This window comes from Streptomyces sp. NPDC085481, assembly GCF_044541845.1.
In the GTDB taxonomy this organism is placed as follows: Bacteria; Actinomycetota; Actinomycetes; order Streptomycetales; family Streptomycetaceae; genus Streptomyces.
In genome coordinates this window covers 26,879-40,678 of record NZ_JBITTJ010000021.1, presented here as the reverse complement: position 1 = coordinate 40,678, position 13,800 = coordinate 26,879, and the positions used below count along the sequence as shown (strand labels likewise).

The following is a 13,800-nucleotide window of genomic DNA, read 5'->3' as shown; positions in this document are numbered from 1 at the left end:
GCCGTCACCTCGACTGCCCGGTCGGTTCGCGCGACGGACGGGGTGGCGCCACGCACGACTCACCAAGGTCTTTCGCTGCGACGGTGAGCATGCTGTCCCGGGCGCACTCCCTGTTCGCCGGGACCGAGCGGCGGCCCACCGGGCACCGCTGCCCCGGCTCGGGATCGACCCCCGTTACTCTGCCCGTGTGAACGGTATGGATGAGGTGCGGGGTCTTCCCGACTGGCGGGTGCTCGTCGTCGGGGGTGCCTCGGGGATGGGGAAGACCGGTGTCGGCCGGGCATTGGCACGGCGGTACGACGTCCCCGTAGCGGAGGTCGACGACATCGTCGAGGCCCTCCTCGCGGTGACCCTGCCCGAGCACCTGCCGGACGTCCACTTCTGGCGTACCCACCCGGAGGCCGCCCGCGAGGCGCCCGAGTCGGTTGTCGAGCGGCAGATCGCGATCGCCGAGGCGCTGGCGCCGGCGGTCGAGGCGGTGGTGTCCAACCATGTGGGCACCGACACCCCGGTGATCCTTGAAGGGGACTACGTCCTGCCCGCACCGGCGGCGCCCGGAGGTCCGGTCCGTGCCGTCTTCCTCCACGAGGACGACGAGGCGCAGGTGACGGCCAACTACCTGCGCCGGGAGCCGGAGGCCGGACCGCAGCGCCATCGCGCACGCGTCAGCGTGCTGTACGGCCGGTGGCTCGCCGCACGGGCGCGGGCGGCCGGCGTGCCGGTCGTCAGTCCGCGTCCGTGGGAGGACCTGGCCGACCGTGTCGCCGAGGCGGTCGGGGATGCGGAGCGCCGCCGTCTCTCGCTGCGTGACTGAGGCGGGATACGGGCTTCCTCGGTCGCCCGCACACGGGCCGACGGACTCCGTGACTTCATAGGGCGAGATCCAGGTTCTGGCACAGATCTTGGAGAGCGGCCGCAGAGGGTGACGGCGCCGCTCAATTGCTGGGGAGAGTCCTGAGCCCGGGGCCGCCGGCGTTCCCATTGGCCTCCAGGAGCACCAGCCGGCAACGCCAGGCTGCCGCTCGCACCTCCCCCCCCCAGCCCCCTCAACTCAACGGCTCGGTCAGGGCCTGCCGGCTCGCGGCATCGGCGAAGGGCCCCATCGCTGTGTCTGCCCCGGACCCGACCTCAGCACCCGGGACGCCCGGCGGCAGCGCCGCCTGTCGCCACCTGCGGTCGGAGTCGGAGGTCGGAGTCGGAGGTCGGAGTCGGAGGTCGGAGTCGGAGGTCGGAGGCAACGCGGGCGCCCGATCCGACGTCTGCCAAGCGGAGAACGAACCGGGCGGACCGACCCCGCCGTGTGAAGGGAGCCTGCTGGTGCTCATAGGACTACTGACCGCCGTCGCCGCCTCAATCTGTTACGGCACGGGATCCGTATTGCAGGCGGTCGGCTCCCGCAAGTCCGCCCGGCGGGAGGCGGCCGCGGCGGGGCAGATCACCCAGCACGGCGGGCCGAGCCTGTCGTCGACCGCGAAGGCCGCGATGACCTGGGAGTTCATCGTGGGCACGATCCTGGACTTCGTCGGCTTCGGTCTCGGCGCGCTCGCCGCCCGCATGCTCCCGCTGTTCCTCTCCCAGACCGTGATCAGCGCCAACCTGGTCATCACGGCCGTCCTCAGCGTGAGACTGCTCGGCATCCGGCTGACCCGCGCGGAGTGGACCTCGATCGGTGTGGTCTGCTCGGCCCTGGTGCTGCTGGCGAGCGCGGCGGGCCCGGAGGGCAGCGGACGCACCCCGATCGCAACGCACTGGTGGCTGCTGGCGGTCTCGCTGCTGCTGATGGTCGGCGGTACGGTCCTCGTACGCGTGCTCGGCGCCCGGGCCGCGATCCTCGCGGGCCTCCTGTCGGGTCTCGGCTTCGGCGCGCTCGGGGTCGGCGTACGGATCCTGAACGGCATCGACCCCTTCGACCCTGGCGCGGTCCTGGCGGACCCGGCCCTGTACGCGATCCTCGTGGCCGGCGCCGGCGGCATGTACCTGCACACGGTCGCGCTGCAGATCGGCTCGGTGAACGGCGCGACGGCGGCGCTCGTGGTCGGCGAGACCGTGCTGCCGGGGATGATCGGTGTGTGGTGGCTGGGTGACGCCTCCCGCCCGGGCTTCGCCTGGCTGGCCGTCCTCGGCTTCGTGCTGGCCGTCACGGGCGCGGTGGCGGTGGCGTGGTTCGGCTCCCCGGAGAGCCATGGGGCAGAGCCCGAAAACCTGCCGCAGCCCGCGCGCGTTCCGGATCCCGCACGCGTTCCGTAGTCCCGGCCCTCGGCCGGACACCGCTGCGCGCACGTCGAACTCGACGGCATCACGTCGACGCGAGCGGGGTGGGCCCGACCGCCTCGGTGGCTCCGGGCTTCTCTGCGCAGCACGACTGAGCTGACCCCCCTCGAACAGTCGCCAAGCGAGGCGGAAGGCATCGTCGCAACCCAAGGTGATCTCGTCCAGGCGGGTCATCTCGCCGAGTACGTTCGTCCGTACGGCACTGAGCACGTTCTGGAGTACGCCGACCTCTGGCCTTGGCGCTGGGCTGCTTGCGGGATGGTTCACTTGCCGGACAGCTTGATGCCGCCGGGGAGGGTTCGTGGAAGAGCCAGGATTCCGTGTTCTGCTGACGGGGGCAGGAGACCGGAAAACGGAGGCGGTCCGTGCGATCCGGACGGTCACAGGCCTCAGCCTCTGGAAAAGCCAGCTTCTGCTGGACAGTGCGCCGGTAGCGGTCACGGAACCCGACTGGCTCGAAGCCGCCCAAGACGCGGCCGAGGTCCTTGAGGCTGCGGGTGCCCACGCGACAGTGCTGTGCGACTGGTGCGACCGCACCGTCGCGCGGGATGCCGGTCCGCTCGACCCGGCCCCGTGCTACGGGCCATGGCCTCCCCAGACCTGCCGCGCGAGTTGTCCACCGGCAACGGACTCGATGCGGCCACTGCTGACGAACTCGCAGTCAGACCTGGAAGACACGCTCTGGCCGAGTTCGTCGATGCAGAGAGGATCGACACGCCCTTAGCGGGCAATGGGGTTACTCGGCTGCATCGAAATCGAAGGTCCGCAGGGACTTCTCCCGGGGGAAGCCGGCCACCTTGATCCGCCTCTCCGACCTGCGCCGGCCCGGCCGTCGAACTCGGTGTCTTTGGCTGGTTGGGCTTGACGGGGTCGGCGCGGGCGCAGGCCGGAAGCGGGGCGCCCCGGCTTGCGCCCGTGCGTCAGGCCACTGTGCCGGCGACTCCGGTGCGACCGTCGGGGACGCCGACGATCGTCACGATGACCTGCTTGCGCACGGCCTCGCCGAGCACGCCGACCAGTGCGTCGGTGGTGGTGGCAACCAGGCGGGCGGGTGCGTCCGCGACCTCAGGTAGGTGATACGCGGCCTCGCGCATGCTGAGGGTGACGAGAGGTGCATCGTTGTCGGTCGGTTCACCGCCGATGCCCCGGCGGCTCTGCGGGATGCCGATGACGTCCACCCCGACGAGCCGGCGGAACTCGTCGCCGTAGACGGCACCGAGCGCGTCGGCCAGGGCCCTGATCAGCTTCGGTTCTACCGTCCCGTCGAGGGATTCTTCGCGGATGTGCACGCTGAAGTGCGGCATGGGTGGCAACTCCGTTCACGTAGGTACGTACGATGGGAGCTAGCTTTGGAGGCAAAATACCTTTGAAGACAAAGATAAATGAGGAGGGGTGTGCGATGTCAAGGCCCTCGACGCGCGACGCCGCAGAAGGCGGCGACAACGGAGTCGACGACGCCGTAAGGGCCCTGCTCCTGCTCATGCCCCGGATGGTGGGCCGCGCCAAGAAGATCCCCGTGCCCGAGGTGCTGCAGTCCATGGCGCTGGCCCCGCGCCACCTGTCGCTGCTCGCCTACCTGCTCCTCGACGGGCCGATGACCGTGAACGAGCTGGCGGGCCGACTGCAGGTCGCGCCGACGACAGTGAGCCTGTTGGTAGGCGACCTGAGCCGCAAGGGAATCCTGGAGCGGCGCGAAGACGAGGCGGACCGGCGTCGTCGGATCATCGGCATCGCCGAAGACCAGCAACCCACCATCGCTGCCTGGCTCGCCCCGGGCGCGGCCGCGTGGCGCAAGGCGCTGGCCCCGCTGACGCCGGATCAGCGACAACTGTTCGTCGACACCTTGCTCGCGTACGAAGCCGCGGTCAGCGGCGGGGAACAAGGCTGAGCCGAGCCCACGGGCAGCACCGCCCGCAGGCAGCACCGCCCGCAGGCAGCGTCAGTCACCGGGGCGTCACCAGGCCACGACGAGCAGGGCGTCCTCCCCAGCGGACGCCCTGCTCGCTGCGGAAGCAGCAGCCGTGGCAACGGGTGACGGTGTGGGTGCGGTGGTGAGTCGCCGGGAGCCGGACGGGCCGACAGGCTTCGATAAGCCAAGCGCCGCCGGCTCAGGACACTCGGGTCCCGCCCCCTAACGGGCGGCGCTGGGAGCGGAATTGGCTGGCCGCGCGGTCCCAGCGGCCCGTAGCATCCGCACATGGTCGAGGACGTGGCAGAAGCTGTGGCGGAGCGCATTACCGGGGAGAATCCCGAAGCAGAGAACACGGGATCGCCCCGTGAAGTGTGCTGGCGCGGATCGGGTGTCGGCTTCGCACCCCTCGACGTCGATGACGCCGAGCTGATCCATACCTGGCGCGCTGACCCCGTGGCCTCCCACGAGATCGGCATGTGGCCGCGTTCCCTCTCCGCCGTGCGCGACCGCATCGAGCGCGACCGCGACGACCACGACCGCGACGACTTCCTCGTCCTGCTCCCCAACGGCACGCCGATCGGCCATATCGCCCTGTTCGATCAGGACCTGGTCGACGGCACGGCCGAAATCATGCTGGTGCTCGACTCCGACCACCGGGGCCGGGGGCACGGTGCGGACGCAGTGGACGCGCTGGTCGACCTCGCCTTCGGCGAACTGCCCATGCACCGCGTCCAGGCCGTCACCCATACCACCAACACCGCAGCCCTCGATGTCCTCGCCAGGGCCGGATTCGTCCAGGAGGGAGTGCGCCGCTCCGCCTGCCTGCACCGGGGCCGGCGCTACGACGTCGCGGTGCTGGCCCTGCTCCGAGAGGAGTGGCAGGCCCTCACCCGCCCCCGGTCCTGGGACGTACCGGTCGCCGGCCAGTGACCTGAGCCTTGGACCCCGGCCGCGCTGCGGCTTCGCGCCGAACCAGGGCGTCAGCTTGCCGACGAGCTCCCGGTCGTCGATGCGGATCGTCTGCTCCATCGAACCGGACGGGATCACGAAGGCCTGTACGAGGAAGGTCGCCAGGACCAGGGCGCTGAGGACGGCGACGGTGATGAGGAGGATCTCCTTGCTGGCGTAGTCCATCGCGGCGAGCGCGCCGACCGTGTGGAGTCCGTAGCGCTGGAGCGCGGCCGCCTGGGCCGGTTCTCTGAACTACCGTCGCGGAGCGACCGGGCCGGCTGCTCTCCCGATCCTGATGCCAGCCACGTACGCCAGACATGGCGTGTGTTCGGTACCTCGGGACGATCGAGGAGCCAGAGAAGGTAACTTGCGTGCAGCCGAGCCCAAGGACTGTCCGGATGGCCCGCCTTACCGAGCCTTCGGCGCAAGTCCTCGCCGTCGACTGCTCGCGCAACGCGAACGTATTCGCGATCCTTGCAGCGGTAGGCGCGACGGATGACGATTCCGACGAGGCGAGCGAGTTCGCCCTGACCGTCTCGTTGTGGTCGGGGACAGCCACGCTGCGGATATGAGCCTGCTTGTTTCCCAAGCCTTGGCGGGCAGCACGTAGGGAGAACCCGGCCAGGCCAGAAGGCCGGCTCCCGGTACTGATCCTCCGTTCCCAGCGGCAACGGCAACTGCCACAACTCGTCGGACCGATCAAGAGCATCCCAGGTGTTCTTCCTAGCCTGATCCTGGTGTGCAAGAGCCACTGCTCGGACAGCAGAATCATCTGCCATGAGACCAAATGCCCACCCCAACCGGGCGCTCCAGGCACGGGCATCATCGTCGCCCGAGCCCAAGCACTGCCCCCCATCGTTTGTCACGCCGGGGATCATCTCCTGGGACTTGTCCGGTCGATCACGGTCTCGGCTGCCCCAGGATGTGAGTCGCCCGGCCCAGCGGTCGATCTGCTGACCATGGCAGGTTTTACGATCGGCCCATGATTGATACTCCGGAGCACTGGACCGTGCGCCATTTCTCGCAGGCCAACCCCGCTGGCCCGGGCTGCGATAGCGTCCCCGCTCTCTTGCGACGGCTGGCCGACACCATCGACGCGTTGGGACCTGTTGAGATCCAAGACGTGGTGATCTCGTCAGAGACGACCGAACACGGCCCCTGGCGGTCGGGGACCGTCTACTACCACCTGCCGAACGACGAATGACGACTGCCCCTGACCCTGACCCTGACCCTCACGAGCGGAGCCAGATGACCAGTGCCGCAGCAATGGCGGTGCCGAGGTAGACGTATCGGCGCTTGTCGTATCGGGTGGCCACGGTGGCGGTGTTGCTTGAGCCGGTTGATCGCCCGTCCAACGGTGTTCCGCTTCTTGTACCGCTCTTCGTCGAAGCCCGGTGGCCGTCCGCCACGTGAGCCTCGGCGCAAGCGGGCGGCCTGGCTGTCCGCCTTCTCCGGGATGGAGTGCCGTATGCCCCGGCGCCGCAGGTACTGGCGACAGGGCCCGTTGCTGTATGCCTTGTCGGCCGCGACGCTGCCGGGCATCTTGCGAGGCCTGCCCGGCCCGTTCCGCGGGACGCGGATGCCTCCAGGACCAGGATGAACTGCGGGCAGTCCGCCCGCTGACCCGGCGTGACGACCAAGGACAGGGGGCGGCACCGGCCCTCCGCACCCAGGTGAAGCTTGGTGGTGAACCCGCCACATGAGCGGCCCAGGCCCTCGCCTCCCGCACCACCTCCACCAGGCGGGCGACGAGACTTTGCCACGGCGTCTCGCCCTGATGTTCGTGCCGTTCGGCCCCCTTTGAAGCAGGGGCGGGCCCCGGCAGCGTGCTGGTGCGCACCGACGATGGTGTAATCGACCGAGACATCCCCGTCGATCTCGCGCGCGGGATTCCGCCGCCGCCTGAACCTGCTGGAGCAGACGCTCCCAGGTCCCGTCCGCCGACCACAACCGATGGCGTTATAGACCGTCCGCCACGGCCCGAACCGTTCGGGCAGGTCACAGCCGTTCCCACTCGGCCTCCGTGAGATCACCCCGCCCCATGTCCACATCAACGAGTCGGACACGCAGTACATTCGATTCTGCTTGCGGCCGCTTCGTCGTGTCTCCCGGCTCACAGGGAAGGTCAAAGGCACCTTTCGGCGCCTCGGCTCTGTTTTCGTACAGCTACCGCCAGGTGGCGTGTAGCGCTGTGTAACTTCCGTAAGAACGTGGGCTGGCGGTGCGTGCCTCGTTCACCTGCGGCTACCTGCCCCGACGCCGAGACGCGCGCCGGGAGATCCACCAGGGTCGTGAGACCGCGTCCCACCGTCGCCCCGACCTCACCCGCTTACGGGCCGATGAGACCTATCTGACGGTCGCCCTGGCCCGCGTCCGAAAGGTCGTGGCCGAACAGCAGGTGGAGCTGCCCTCGCGTCGCCCGCTGCCGGACGCCCCGGCCTGGGGCGTCTCCTACCTCCGCCGGGCAGCCGGTCGATCCCTGGCAGCATCCGTGCCCGGGACTGCCGGATGGCCGGCGGCAACAACGAGCCCATCACTGCCGACAAGGCGCGCTGCGCGCCCGCCGCCGGCAGCCTTACCGAGAAGTCCAATACCACTGCCCCGGGCCCCTGAGCGACACAGGCTTCGTCCCCCGCGAGGGTCCGGCCCGCCACGTGCTTTCCTCTGGGAGGAGCATCGACGCTGTCTGGTATCAGCACGGCACGAGCGCCCCCTCCTGCCGCACCGGATGCCCGCTGCCGTCGTAGGGGCAAGACATCTGGGGTAGTCGGAGGCAGTGGTGTCCGTGCGCCATGGCACACTCCTTCCTTGTTCACGGGGCGCGTGGCCCCGTGAACGGGGAGGGGACGACTGTGCGCAGAACGAAGTGGGCCGCCGCGGCGATAGCGGTCATCGCGCTCGGGACCGTGGGCTGCGGCACCAGCGACACCGGCATCGGGGTGGCCGCCACCACGGCCCCGCCGTCACCCCGGCCCCAGGGCACCGGACCGCTCACGAAGGACGTCGTGCGCGCGGACCTCGACACCTCGGTCGCGGACTCGGGCGTCCCGGCGAACGATCCGTACTACGCCCGTACGCCCGACCGCGCCCCGGCCGGCTCGAGGCTGTCATGCAGCGTCACCTACAAAGGCTTCGGCACGGAGAGCACACCGGTCGACCTCGCCCACTATGACGGGTTGGTGGGCGAGCTGCGTGAACGCGACTGGCGGCAATCCGGGGACCGCCGGGAGCGCAAGGACGCGGACGGCGTGATCGGAGTGGTGTCGGCGGTCCTCAAGCAGCGTGGCTGGACCATGGCCGCGGAGTACCGCATCACGGCGACGGGCGGCGTGATTACCCTGGTGGCCTTCGATGACGCGTGCGTGAAGAAGAACGCCGCCGGCACCGGCCCGCTCGGCTGACTGGCCGGCCGCGATGGAAAACAGCTGCCCTGACTTTGTGGACGTCGTCTCTGGCTCGACTGCCCTGTATCGAAGATGTTGTTCGCGCCCCTCGCGAACGTTGCCGTGACCTCAGCGGTTTCCTGTGCCAGGCCCGGGAATGTTGGGTAACAGCATGAACGGTTGGATGGTCAGACGACCGATCACCGGTGCCGCTGGGTGGGGTCGAACCCCGGCGGGCCCGGTCGGCGCTTGTCGGCTTCGGCGGCGTCCCGCAACAGGCGACTGTCGCTCAGGACGAGGCTCCGTAGCGGGTGGCGATCGCGGCGGCGCGGTTGCGCAGGGAGCCGCGCAACCACTGCGGGGCCAGGGCTTCCGCGTACGTGCCGAGGTGCCACAGCGCCCATTCGGCGTGCCTCGGATCCTGGAAGGTCACCTCCGGTCGCAACCAGCCGTCCGGGGCGGTTTCTTCGGCGAGGACGGCCAATGCGGTGCCCACCAGGTCCTCCCGTCGCGACGGGTCCACCCGCACCAGCACGGTGACTTGGTCACCGCCGGCCCGAAATCTTGTGCTGCGTTCCCGCCAGGCGCGGTCCAGATCGACCCGCTCCGGTCGCTCTGCCGGTTCAGCGAGTTCCTCGGCAGCCAGGATCCGGGACAGTCGGTAAGTGCGGTCCGCGCCTGACCTCGTGGCCAGCAAATAGCCCTGGTCGCGCACGGTGACCAGGCCGATCGGGTCCAGCGTGCGCCACTTCGGGGTCTGGTCCACGGCCTCGTAGTGGATTCGCAGCTTGTGTCCGGCGAACACCGCGCGCAGGACCTCGGCCACGATGGTGTCAGGCACCTCCTCGGCAAGCAGCCGGCGCGACAAAAGGTCCGTCTCCGGGTCCATGAGCAATCGCCGAGCCGCGCCGGCCGCGGTGTCCCGATAGCTCTCGGGCAACGCGTCCACCACCTTGAGCATCGCGGAAGCGAGTGCAGAGCCGAGGCCGAACGCTGCGCGCCGCGCCGTGATCCGGCGACCAGCAGGGCGCCAGTGCCTCGTCGTGGTTGAGTCCGGTGAGCTCGGTCCTGAAACCGGGCAGCAACGCGAATCCGCCGTGCCGGCCGCGCTCGGCGTAGACCGGGACACCTGCTGCGGACAGCGCATCGATGTCACGCAGCACGGTGGGTGGACACCTCAAGCTCGCGGGCCAATGTGGCCGCGGGCAACCGGCCGTGCTGCCGCAGCAGCACCAGAGAGACCAACCGATCGGCGCGCACCCGAAGACGCTTCCGGAATACATGACACAGGATGTCGTGATGCGTTGGAAGGCTTCAGCACGACACCGCCCATCGCACACGAGAGGTGACCCCCATGGCACACGCCATCGTCAATCCGGACGGTTGCACGACCCTGCCCCGTTCGGCTACAGCCACACCGCCACCGTCCCCGCGGGGACGGAACTGGTGCTGATCGCGGGCCAGTACGGATCGGGCCCGGACGGCGCGGTCGTCTCGACCGACTTCAGCGAGCAGGTGGAGCAGGCGTTCCGTAACGTCGGCGTCGCTCTTGCCGCCCATGGGCTCGACCTGAGCCACGTGGTCCAGCTCAGGACGTATGTGGTGAACCACGATGTGAGCAGGCTCGGGCCGGTCGCCGGGGCCGTACGGGAGAGCTGGGGCACGAGACCGCCCACGCAAACCCTCATCGGTGTCGCGAGCCTGGCCACGCCTGACGTGCTCTTCGAGGTCGGGGCCGTAGCCGCCAGGCCCTGAGTCGCGGCCGCGCGCATCCGGGCCGTTCGACCCGACGCGGGTGGAGGTGCGGTAAGGGGGTGGCGTACGGAAGGGGCGCCATCGGACACGAAGGTCCGGCCGTCACGTCGCTCTGGTGAGGGACCGTCCCGTGGGCGAGCGCACACGGCTCGCCCTCGAGAGGTCGGCGGACGCCGCCAGGTGCCTCCCGTTCTCGTGAGGGCTTCGCAGACGGGCGGTCCCGGCCGGTACGCATGGGAGCCAGGTTCTGCCGTGGTCAACCCCTGTCCGGTCTCTCGGGGTGGTGGCGTTCGGCGAGGAGAGCGAGGAGGCCCGCGATCTCGTGGCCGGCTTCGGCGGGGTGGCGGAAGGGAGCACTCGGCACGATCACGTAGTGGTTGCGACGGCCGTCTTCCGCGCGGCTGCGAGTGAGGTACCCCGCTTCTTCCAGATCGGCGACGATCCCCTGCACGGTCCGTTCAGTCACGCCGCAGCTCAGCGCGACCTCTCGCAGGCGGACACCGGGGTCCCGGGAGATCGCCAGCAGTACCCGGGCATGACTCGTGAGGAACGTCCACTCTGAGTGACTATGCCCCTTCTTCTTCATACTGTGCATGGTGCACCCGCACGACGAGCGGGGCAATCACCCGCAGAAAATTACACGCAATTATTGACGCATATCGGTCGACAGGTGACAATTGCGCAAGAAGCCTCCCTGCCCTTGGAGGTCGCCATGACTCCCCTCGTCCCCGAAGGTAGCTGGGCCGTATCACGACCGGCCCTGGCGGACGCCGCAGGTGTCGCCATCACCGTGAGGCCGACTGCGAGCAGCACCGTGGTCAGCGTCCACGGAGAAGTAGACATGGACAATGCCGGCGACCTGCGCATGGCGCTCCTGCGCGCCATCGCAGCCTGTCCCGACGGTGCCGCGGTCCACCTGGACCTGTCGGAGGTCTCATTCTGCGACTCCGTGGGCCTCAACGTACTCCTGCGCGCACGCAACCGGGCTCTCAGCGAACACCGCGCGCTCATCATCACAGCGGCCAGCCCCCGGGTGCTCCGCCTGCTGGAGATGACTCGGACCTCCCACCTCTTCGGAATCACGGTCTGACAGCCGAGGCCGCCGGCCCTGGGAGGCGCCTGATGAGCCACACGCTCGTACATGAGGTCGAGACCATCCTCGCCCAGGCCGGATTCGGCCCTGCCGGCGGTCTGACCATGCACAGCCACGGTGACGCAGTCATCGTGCGCTGGCACGCGGACCGTCTCCTCCGACCCACGATCACCGCCCACGCCGCAGATCCCGACCTCGACACCACTGCCGCGATCACCGGCATCCGCACCGCGCTCGACACCGCCCTCACCTCCGTCCTCCGCGCCGCAGGACTGGCCACCGCCGCCCATCCCGACGGAATCATCCTCGTCACCCGCCAGCCAAGACGGACCGACCGGCCATCGTGACGACTGACTCGGGGCCCGGGCCGCCATCTCCCAGCGCGTAGCGCCGCAGAAGGTGTACTTGATGACTCGACGCGGTCCGCACACTCCGCGAGCGGGCGGCCCCGCCGACGGCCTAAGCGCGGCTCGTTGTGCCGAACAGGTACGAGCTCGACCGCGCGGTACCGGTGCCGGACGACGGCCCTGGCCCGGATGGCGCAGGCGATCGGGCCGGCCGTCGGCGGTCGGGCTGGTGCCCTGCTCGCCGGTTACCTGCCGGTGCGGACGAGCCGGGACGTGATTTTCGCTCAGCCTCCATGACAGGGGCACTCTCCTGATCCGGGGTTGCCTGGCTGCATGTGACATCCTGCGGTGGTGCTCTTCAGTGATCATGCGAGCAGCGTCGAGCTCTGGCCCCTGCGCTACCAGTTCCCTACCGCCGCGGGAGACTCATACGACGACAACTGGCTGGTCATCGGTGGAAAGGTGACAACTCCCGAGGGCAGTTGGTCGTTCGCTGATCCGTGTCTGCTGATCGACGAGGCCCGTGAGGTGACCGCCTGGCTGCGCGCGGTGGCAGCTGAGACAGTGCCCGCGACTGGTCGGGATGCCGAAGGTCAGTTGTCTCCGGACACCTGGTTCGTCGAGCCGGTCCTGGGCTTCAGCCTCGCCGGCCGAAGCGAGGGCGTGGCGGTGATCCGCGTTCACCTGTCCTTGGAGGCTGCACCCGCATGGCAGCAGGGTGCCGAAAGCACGGGCGTTTACCAGTACGCCGTGGAGGTACGGGCGGATACCGACGCCCTGCTTCACGCCGCTGAGCAGTGGGATCTTGCTCTGGCGTCCTTCCCGCCCCGCTGACCAGCATGGTGCGACAGCGGACGTCACGAAATATCGGGACAGCCATGTTCAGGCATCCCCATCACCGTCGGGCGGACGGCGGGGTCAGGCGACCTCGTCCAGGAGGTGGGGGCCGTTGTTGCGGACGCTGTTCACGGCCGTGGAGACAGGCCGGGCGTCGAGCCGGCCGCCTGCGGGCTGGGTGAGCAGGGCACGAAGGTCATCGGTGTTCTGGTGGCGCGGGTCGAGCCAGGTGTCGTAGTGATCCGGGGTGAGGGCGAGCGGCATGCGGGGGTGTACTCGTCCGGCCACGTCGGTGGCTTCGGTCGTGATGATCGTGCAGGTGATCAGCCAGGCGTCCGGGTCCTCGCTGTTGTCGATGTCCGGGTTGCGCCAGTACTCGTACAGGCCTGCCAGCGCCATCACCTGCCCGTCGGATGGGTGGATGAAGTACGGCTGCTTACGGGTCTGGCCCGTTCCCTCGTCCTTGAGCGGATCCCATTCGTAGAAGCCGTCGGCAGGCAGCAGGCAGCGACGTCGGGCGAAGGCACGCCGGTAAGCGGGCTTCTCGTGCACCGTCTCGACCCGGGCGTTGATCATCCGCGAGCCGGCCTTCGCGTCCTTCGCCCACGAAGGGACCAGCCCCCATTTGAGCGCCCGCAGCTCCCGACGTACGTCGTCGCCGTCCTCACGCCCGGCGCGCTCGAGAACCGCGTAGACATCGTCGGTGGGAGCGACGTTCCAGCTGGGCGCCAGCGTCTCGTCGGGGTTCCATTCAGTGACCTGGAAGAGCCGGGTCAGGTCCTGGGGGCTGCGGGTGGAGGCATAGCGGCCGCACATACGACCACTCTGCCACGTCACCGGGCCCGGCTGCCGGTGGCGTTGCCAGCGTCGTCCACGCCGGCCCGCGTTCCTCGGCAGGTACGGTTCCAGTCGTGCCCATTCGCCGGGACTCCCGCCTACTGCGCCGCGTACGCCGGAGCCTTCGGCGGCGGCCGACGCGTGTCGTCCCAGCGAGGCCGGCGCCGCCGTCATCGACTGGACACGGCCTCTTCGCCCCGGGGCTGTCTGAGTACGACCCCTCCGCCGCAGCGCGAAACGTCGGCGCCGGTATCGGTGCGTGGCGTCGGAGTCGTCACCCCGCGTGTCGCCGACCGCGACACCGGGTGCGAACGCCGTCCCGCCGTAGCCGTCGTGGTTGGGGGCTTCGCGCTGGGCCCGTTCGGGACTGCTGACGAATGCTCGACCGGTACGGGCACGGTCATTCGGTCCTCC

General features: G+C 69.4%; 15 protein-coding genes and 3 pseudogenes. 12 read left to right on the top strand and 6 right to left on the bottom strand.

Going from position 1 to position 13,800, the window contains the following annotated elements; all coding sequences use genetic code 11:
• Nucleotides 1–196: 196 nt before the first annotated feature.
• The 3 genes from ACIGEZ_RS32090 to ACIGEZ_RS32080 all read left to right on the top strand — a co-directional run bounded on the left by ACIGEZ_RS32090 (nucleotide 197) and on the right by ACIGEZ_RS32080 (nucleotide 2,995).
• Nucleotides 197–814, top strand: a complete 618-nt coding sequence (locus ACIGEZ_RS32090) for a hypothetical protein (RefSeq protein ID WP_399838393.1) — start codon at nucleotides 197–199, stop codon at nucleotides 812–814.
• A 503-nt stretch (nucleotides 815–1,317) separates the two neighbouring features.
• The gene (locus ACIGEZ_RS32085) at nucleotides 1,318–2,247 is read left to right on the top strand and encodes a hypothetical protein (RefSeq protein ID WP_399838238.1); all 930 of its coding nucleotides are present in this window, start codon (nucleotides 1,318–1,320) and stop codon (nucleotides 2,245–2,247) included.
• Between the two features lie 325 nt (nucleotides 2,248–2,572).
• The gene (locus ACIGEZ_RS32080) at nucleotides 2,573–2,995 is read left to right on the top strand and encodes a ribosomal protein L7/L12 (RefSeq protein WP_399838235.1); all 423 of its coding nucleotides are present in this window, start codon (nucleotides 2,573–2,575) and stop codon (nucleotides 2,993–2,995) included.
• 21 nt (nucleotides 2,996–3,016) lie between these two features.
• On the opposite strand, the pseudogene ACIGEZ_RS32075 reads toward ACIGEZ_RS32080, so the two are convergent.
• Both ACIGEZ_RS32075 and ACIGEZ_RS32070 read right to left on the bottom strand, forming a co-directional pair.
• Nucleotides 3,017–3,094: pseudogene (locus tag ACIGEZ_RS32075) on the bottom strand (AAA family ATPase); the annotation flags it as partial.
• A 97-nt stretch (nucleotides 3,095–3,191) separates the two neighbouring features.
• Nucleotides 3,192–3,575 carry a hypothetical protein gene (locus tag ACIGEZ_RS32070; RefSeq protein ID WP_399838233.1) on the bottom strand — a complete coding sequence of 128 codons (384 nt, stop codon included), beginning with the start codon at nucleotides 3,573–3,575 and terminating at the stop codon, nucleotides 3,192–3,194.
• A gap of 95 nt (nucleotides 3,576–3,670) precedes the next feature.
• On the opposite strand from ACIGEZ_RS32070, the gene ACIGEZ_RS32065 reads away from it, so the two are divergent.
• Nucleotides 3,671–4,159, top strand: coding sequence for a MarR family transcriptional regulator (locus ACIGEZ_RS32065; protein WP_399838230.1), 489 nt, complete (start codon nucleotides 3,671–3,673; stop codon nucleotides 4,157–4,159).
• Nucleotides 4,160–4,468: 309 nt separating this feature from the next.
• Nucleotides 4,469–5,113, top strand: coding sequence for a GNAT family N-acetyltransferase (locus tag ACIGEZ_RS32060; RefSeq protein WP_399838227.1), 645 nt, complete (start codon nucleotides 4,469–4,471; stop codon nucleotides 5,111–5,113).
• Nucleotides 5,114–5,127: 14 nt separating this feature from the next.
• Here the strand turns inward: ACIGEZ_RS32060 and ACIGEZ_RS32055 are convergent.
• Nucleotides 5,128–5,317, bottom strand: a pseudogene (locus ACIGEZ_RS32055) (S26 family signal peptidase); the annotation flags it as partial.
• A gap of 215 nt (nucleotides 5,318–5,532) precedes the next feature.
• Between ACIGEZ_RS32055 and ACIGEZ_RS32050 the strand changes: the two are divergent.
• From ACIGEZ_RS32050 to ACIGEZ_RS32040, 3 genes are all read left to right on the top strand, one after another.
• A complete protein-coding gene (locus tag ACIGEZ_RS32050; protein WP_399838224.1) occupies nucleotides 5,533–5,706 on the top strand; it encodes a hypothetical protein in 174 nt (57 codons plus the stop codon).
• A 410-nt stretch (nucleotides 5,707–6,116) separates the two neighbouring features.
• A complete protein-coding gene (locus tag ACIGEZ_RS32045) occupies nucleotides 6,117–6,338 on the top strand; it encodes a hypothetical protein (RefSeq protein ID WP_399838221.1) in 222 nt (73 codons plus the stop codon).
• A 1,648-nt stretch (nucleotides 6,339–7,986) separates the two neighbouring features.
• The gene (locus ACIGEZ_RS32040) at nucleotides 7,987–8,535 is read left to right on the top strand and encodes a hypothetical protein (protein WP_399838218.1); all 549 of its coding nucleotides are present in this window, start codon (nucleotides 7,987–7,989) and stop codon (nucleotides 8,533–8,535) included.
• A 271-nt stretch (nucleotides 8,536–8,806) separates the two neighbouring features.
• Here the strand turns inward: ACIGEZ_RS32040 and ACIGEZ_RS32035 are convergent.
• Nucleotides 8,807–9,777: pseudogene (locus ACIGEZ_RS32035) on the bottom strand (helix-turn-helix transcriptional regulator).
• 123 nt (nucleotides 9,778–9,900) lie between these two features.
• On the opposite strand from ACIGEZ_RS32035, the gene ACIGEZ_RS32030 reads away from it, so the two are divergent.
• Entirely contained in the window at nucleotides 9,901–10,272 is a 372-nt protein-coding gene (locus ACIGEZ_RS32030; protein ID WP_399838215.1) for a RidA family protein, read from the top strand.
• Nucleotides 10,273–10,528: 256 nt separating this feature from the next.
• On the opposite strand, the gene ACIGEZ_RS32025 is transcribed toward ACIGEZ_RS32030, so the two are convergent.
• Complete coding sequence (locus ACIGEZ_RS32025; RefSeq protein ID WP_399838212.1) at nucleotides 10,529–10,858, bottom strand: MarR family transcriptional regulator; 330 nt, start codon at nucleotides 10,856–10,858, stop codon at nucleotides 10,529–10,531.
• On the opposite strand from ACIGEZ_RS32025, the gene ACIGEZ_RS32020 reads away from it, so the two are divergent.
• From ACIGEZ_RS32020 to ACIGEZ_RS32010, 3 genes are all read left to right on the top strand, one after another.
• The gene (locus ACIGEZ_RS32020) at nucleotides 10,841–11,362 is read left to right on the top strand and encodes an STAS domain-containing protein (protein WP_399838209.1); all 522 of its coding nucleotides are present in this window, start codon (nucleotides 10,841–10,843) and stop codon (nucleotides 11,360–11,362) included. The two genes, ACIGEZ_RS32025 and ACIGEZ_RS32020, sit on opposite strands and share 18 nt — an antisense overlap.
• 32 nt (nucleotides 11,363–11,394) lie before the next feature.
• Complete coding sequence (locus ACIGEZ_RS32015) at nucleotides 11,395–11,712, top strand: hypothetical protein (RefSeq protein WP_399838206.1); 318 nt, start codon at nucleotides 11,395–11,397, stop codon at nucleotides 11,710–11,712.
• A gap of 348 nt (nucleotides 11,713–12,060) precedes the next feature.
• Nucleotides 12,061–12,546: a hypothetical protein gene (locus ACIGEZ_RS32010; protein WP_399838203.1), complete on the top strand. Its 486-nt coding sequence runs from the start codon at nucleotides 12,061–12,063 to the stop codon at nucleotides 12,544–12,546.
• A gap of 84 nt (nucleotides 12,547–12,630) precedes the next feature.
• Here ACIGEZ_RS32010 and ACIGEZ_RS32005 read toward each other — a convergent pair whose 3' ends face one another.
• Nucleotides 12,631–13,365 (bottom strand): SOS response-associated peptidase, encoded by a 735-nt coding sequence (locus tag ACIGEZ_RS32005; protein ID WP_399838201.1) that lies wholly within the window; start codon nucleotides 13,363–13,365, stop codon nucleotides 12,631–12,633.
• Nucleotides 13,366–13,800 lie beyond the last annotated feature (435 nt).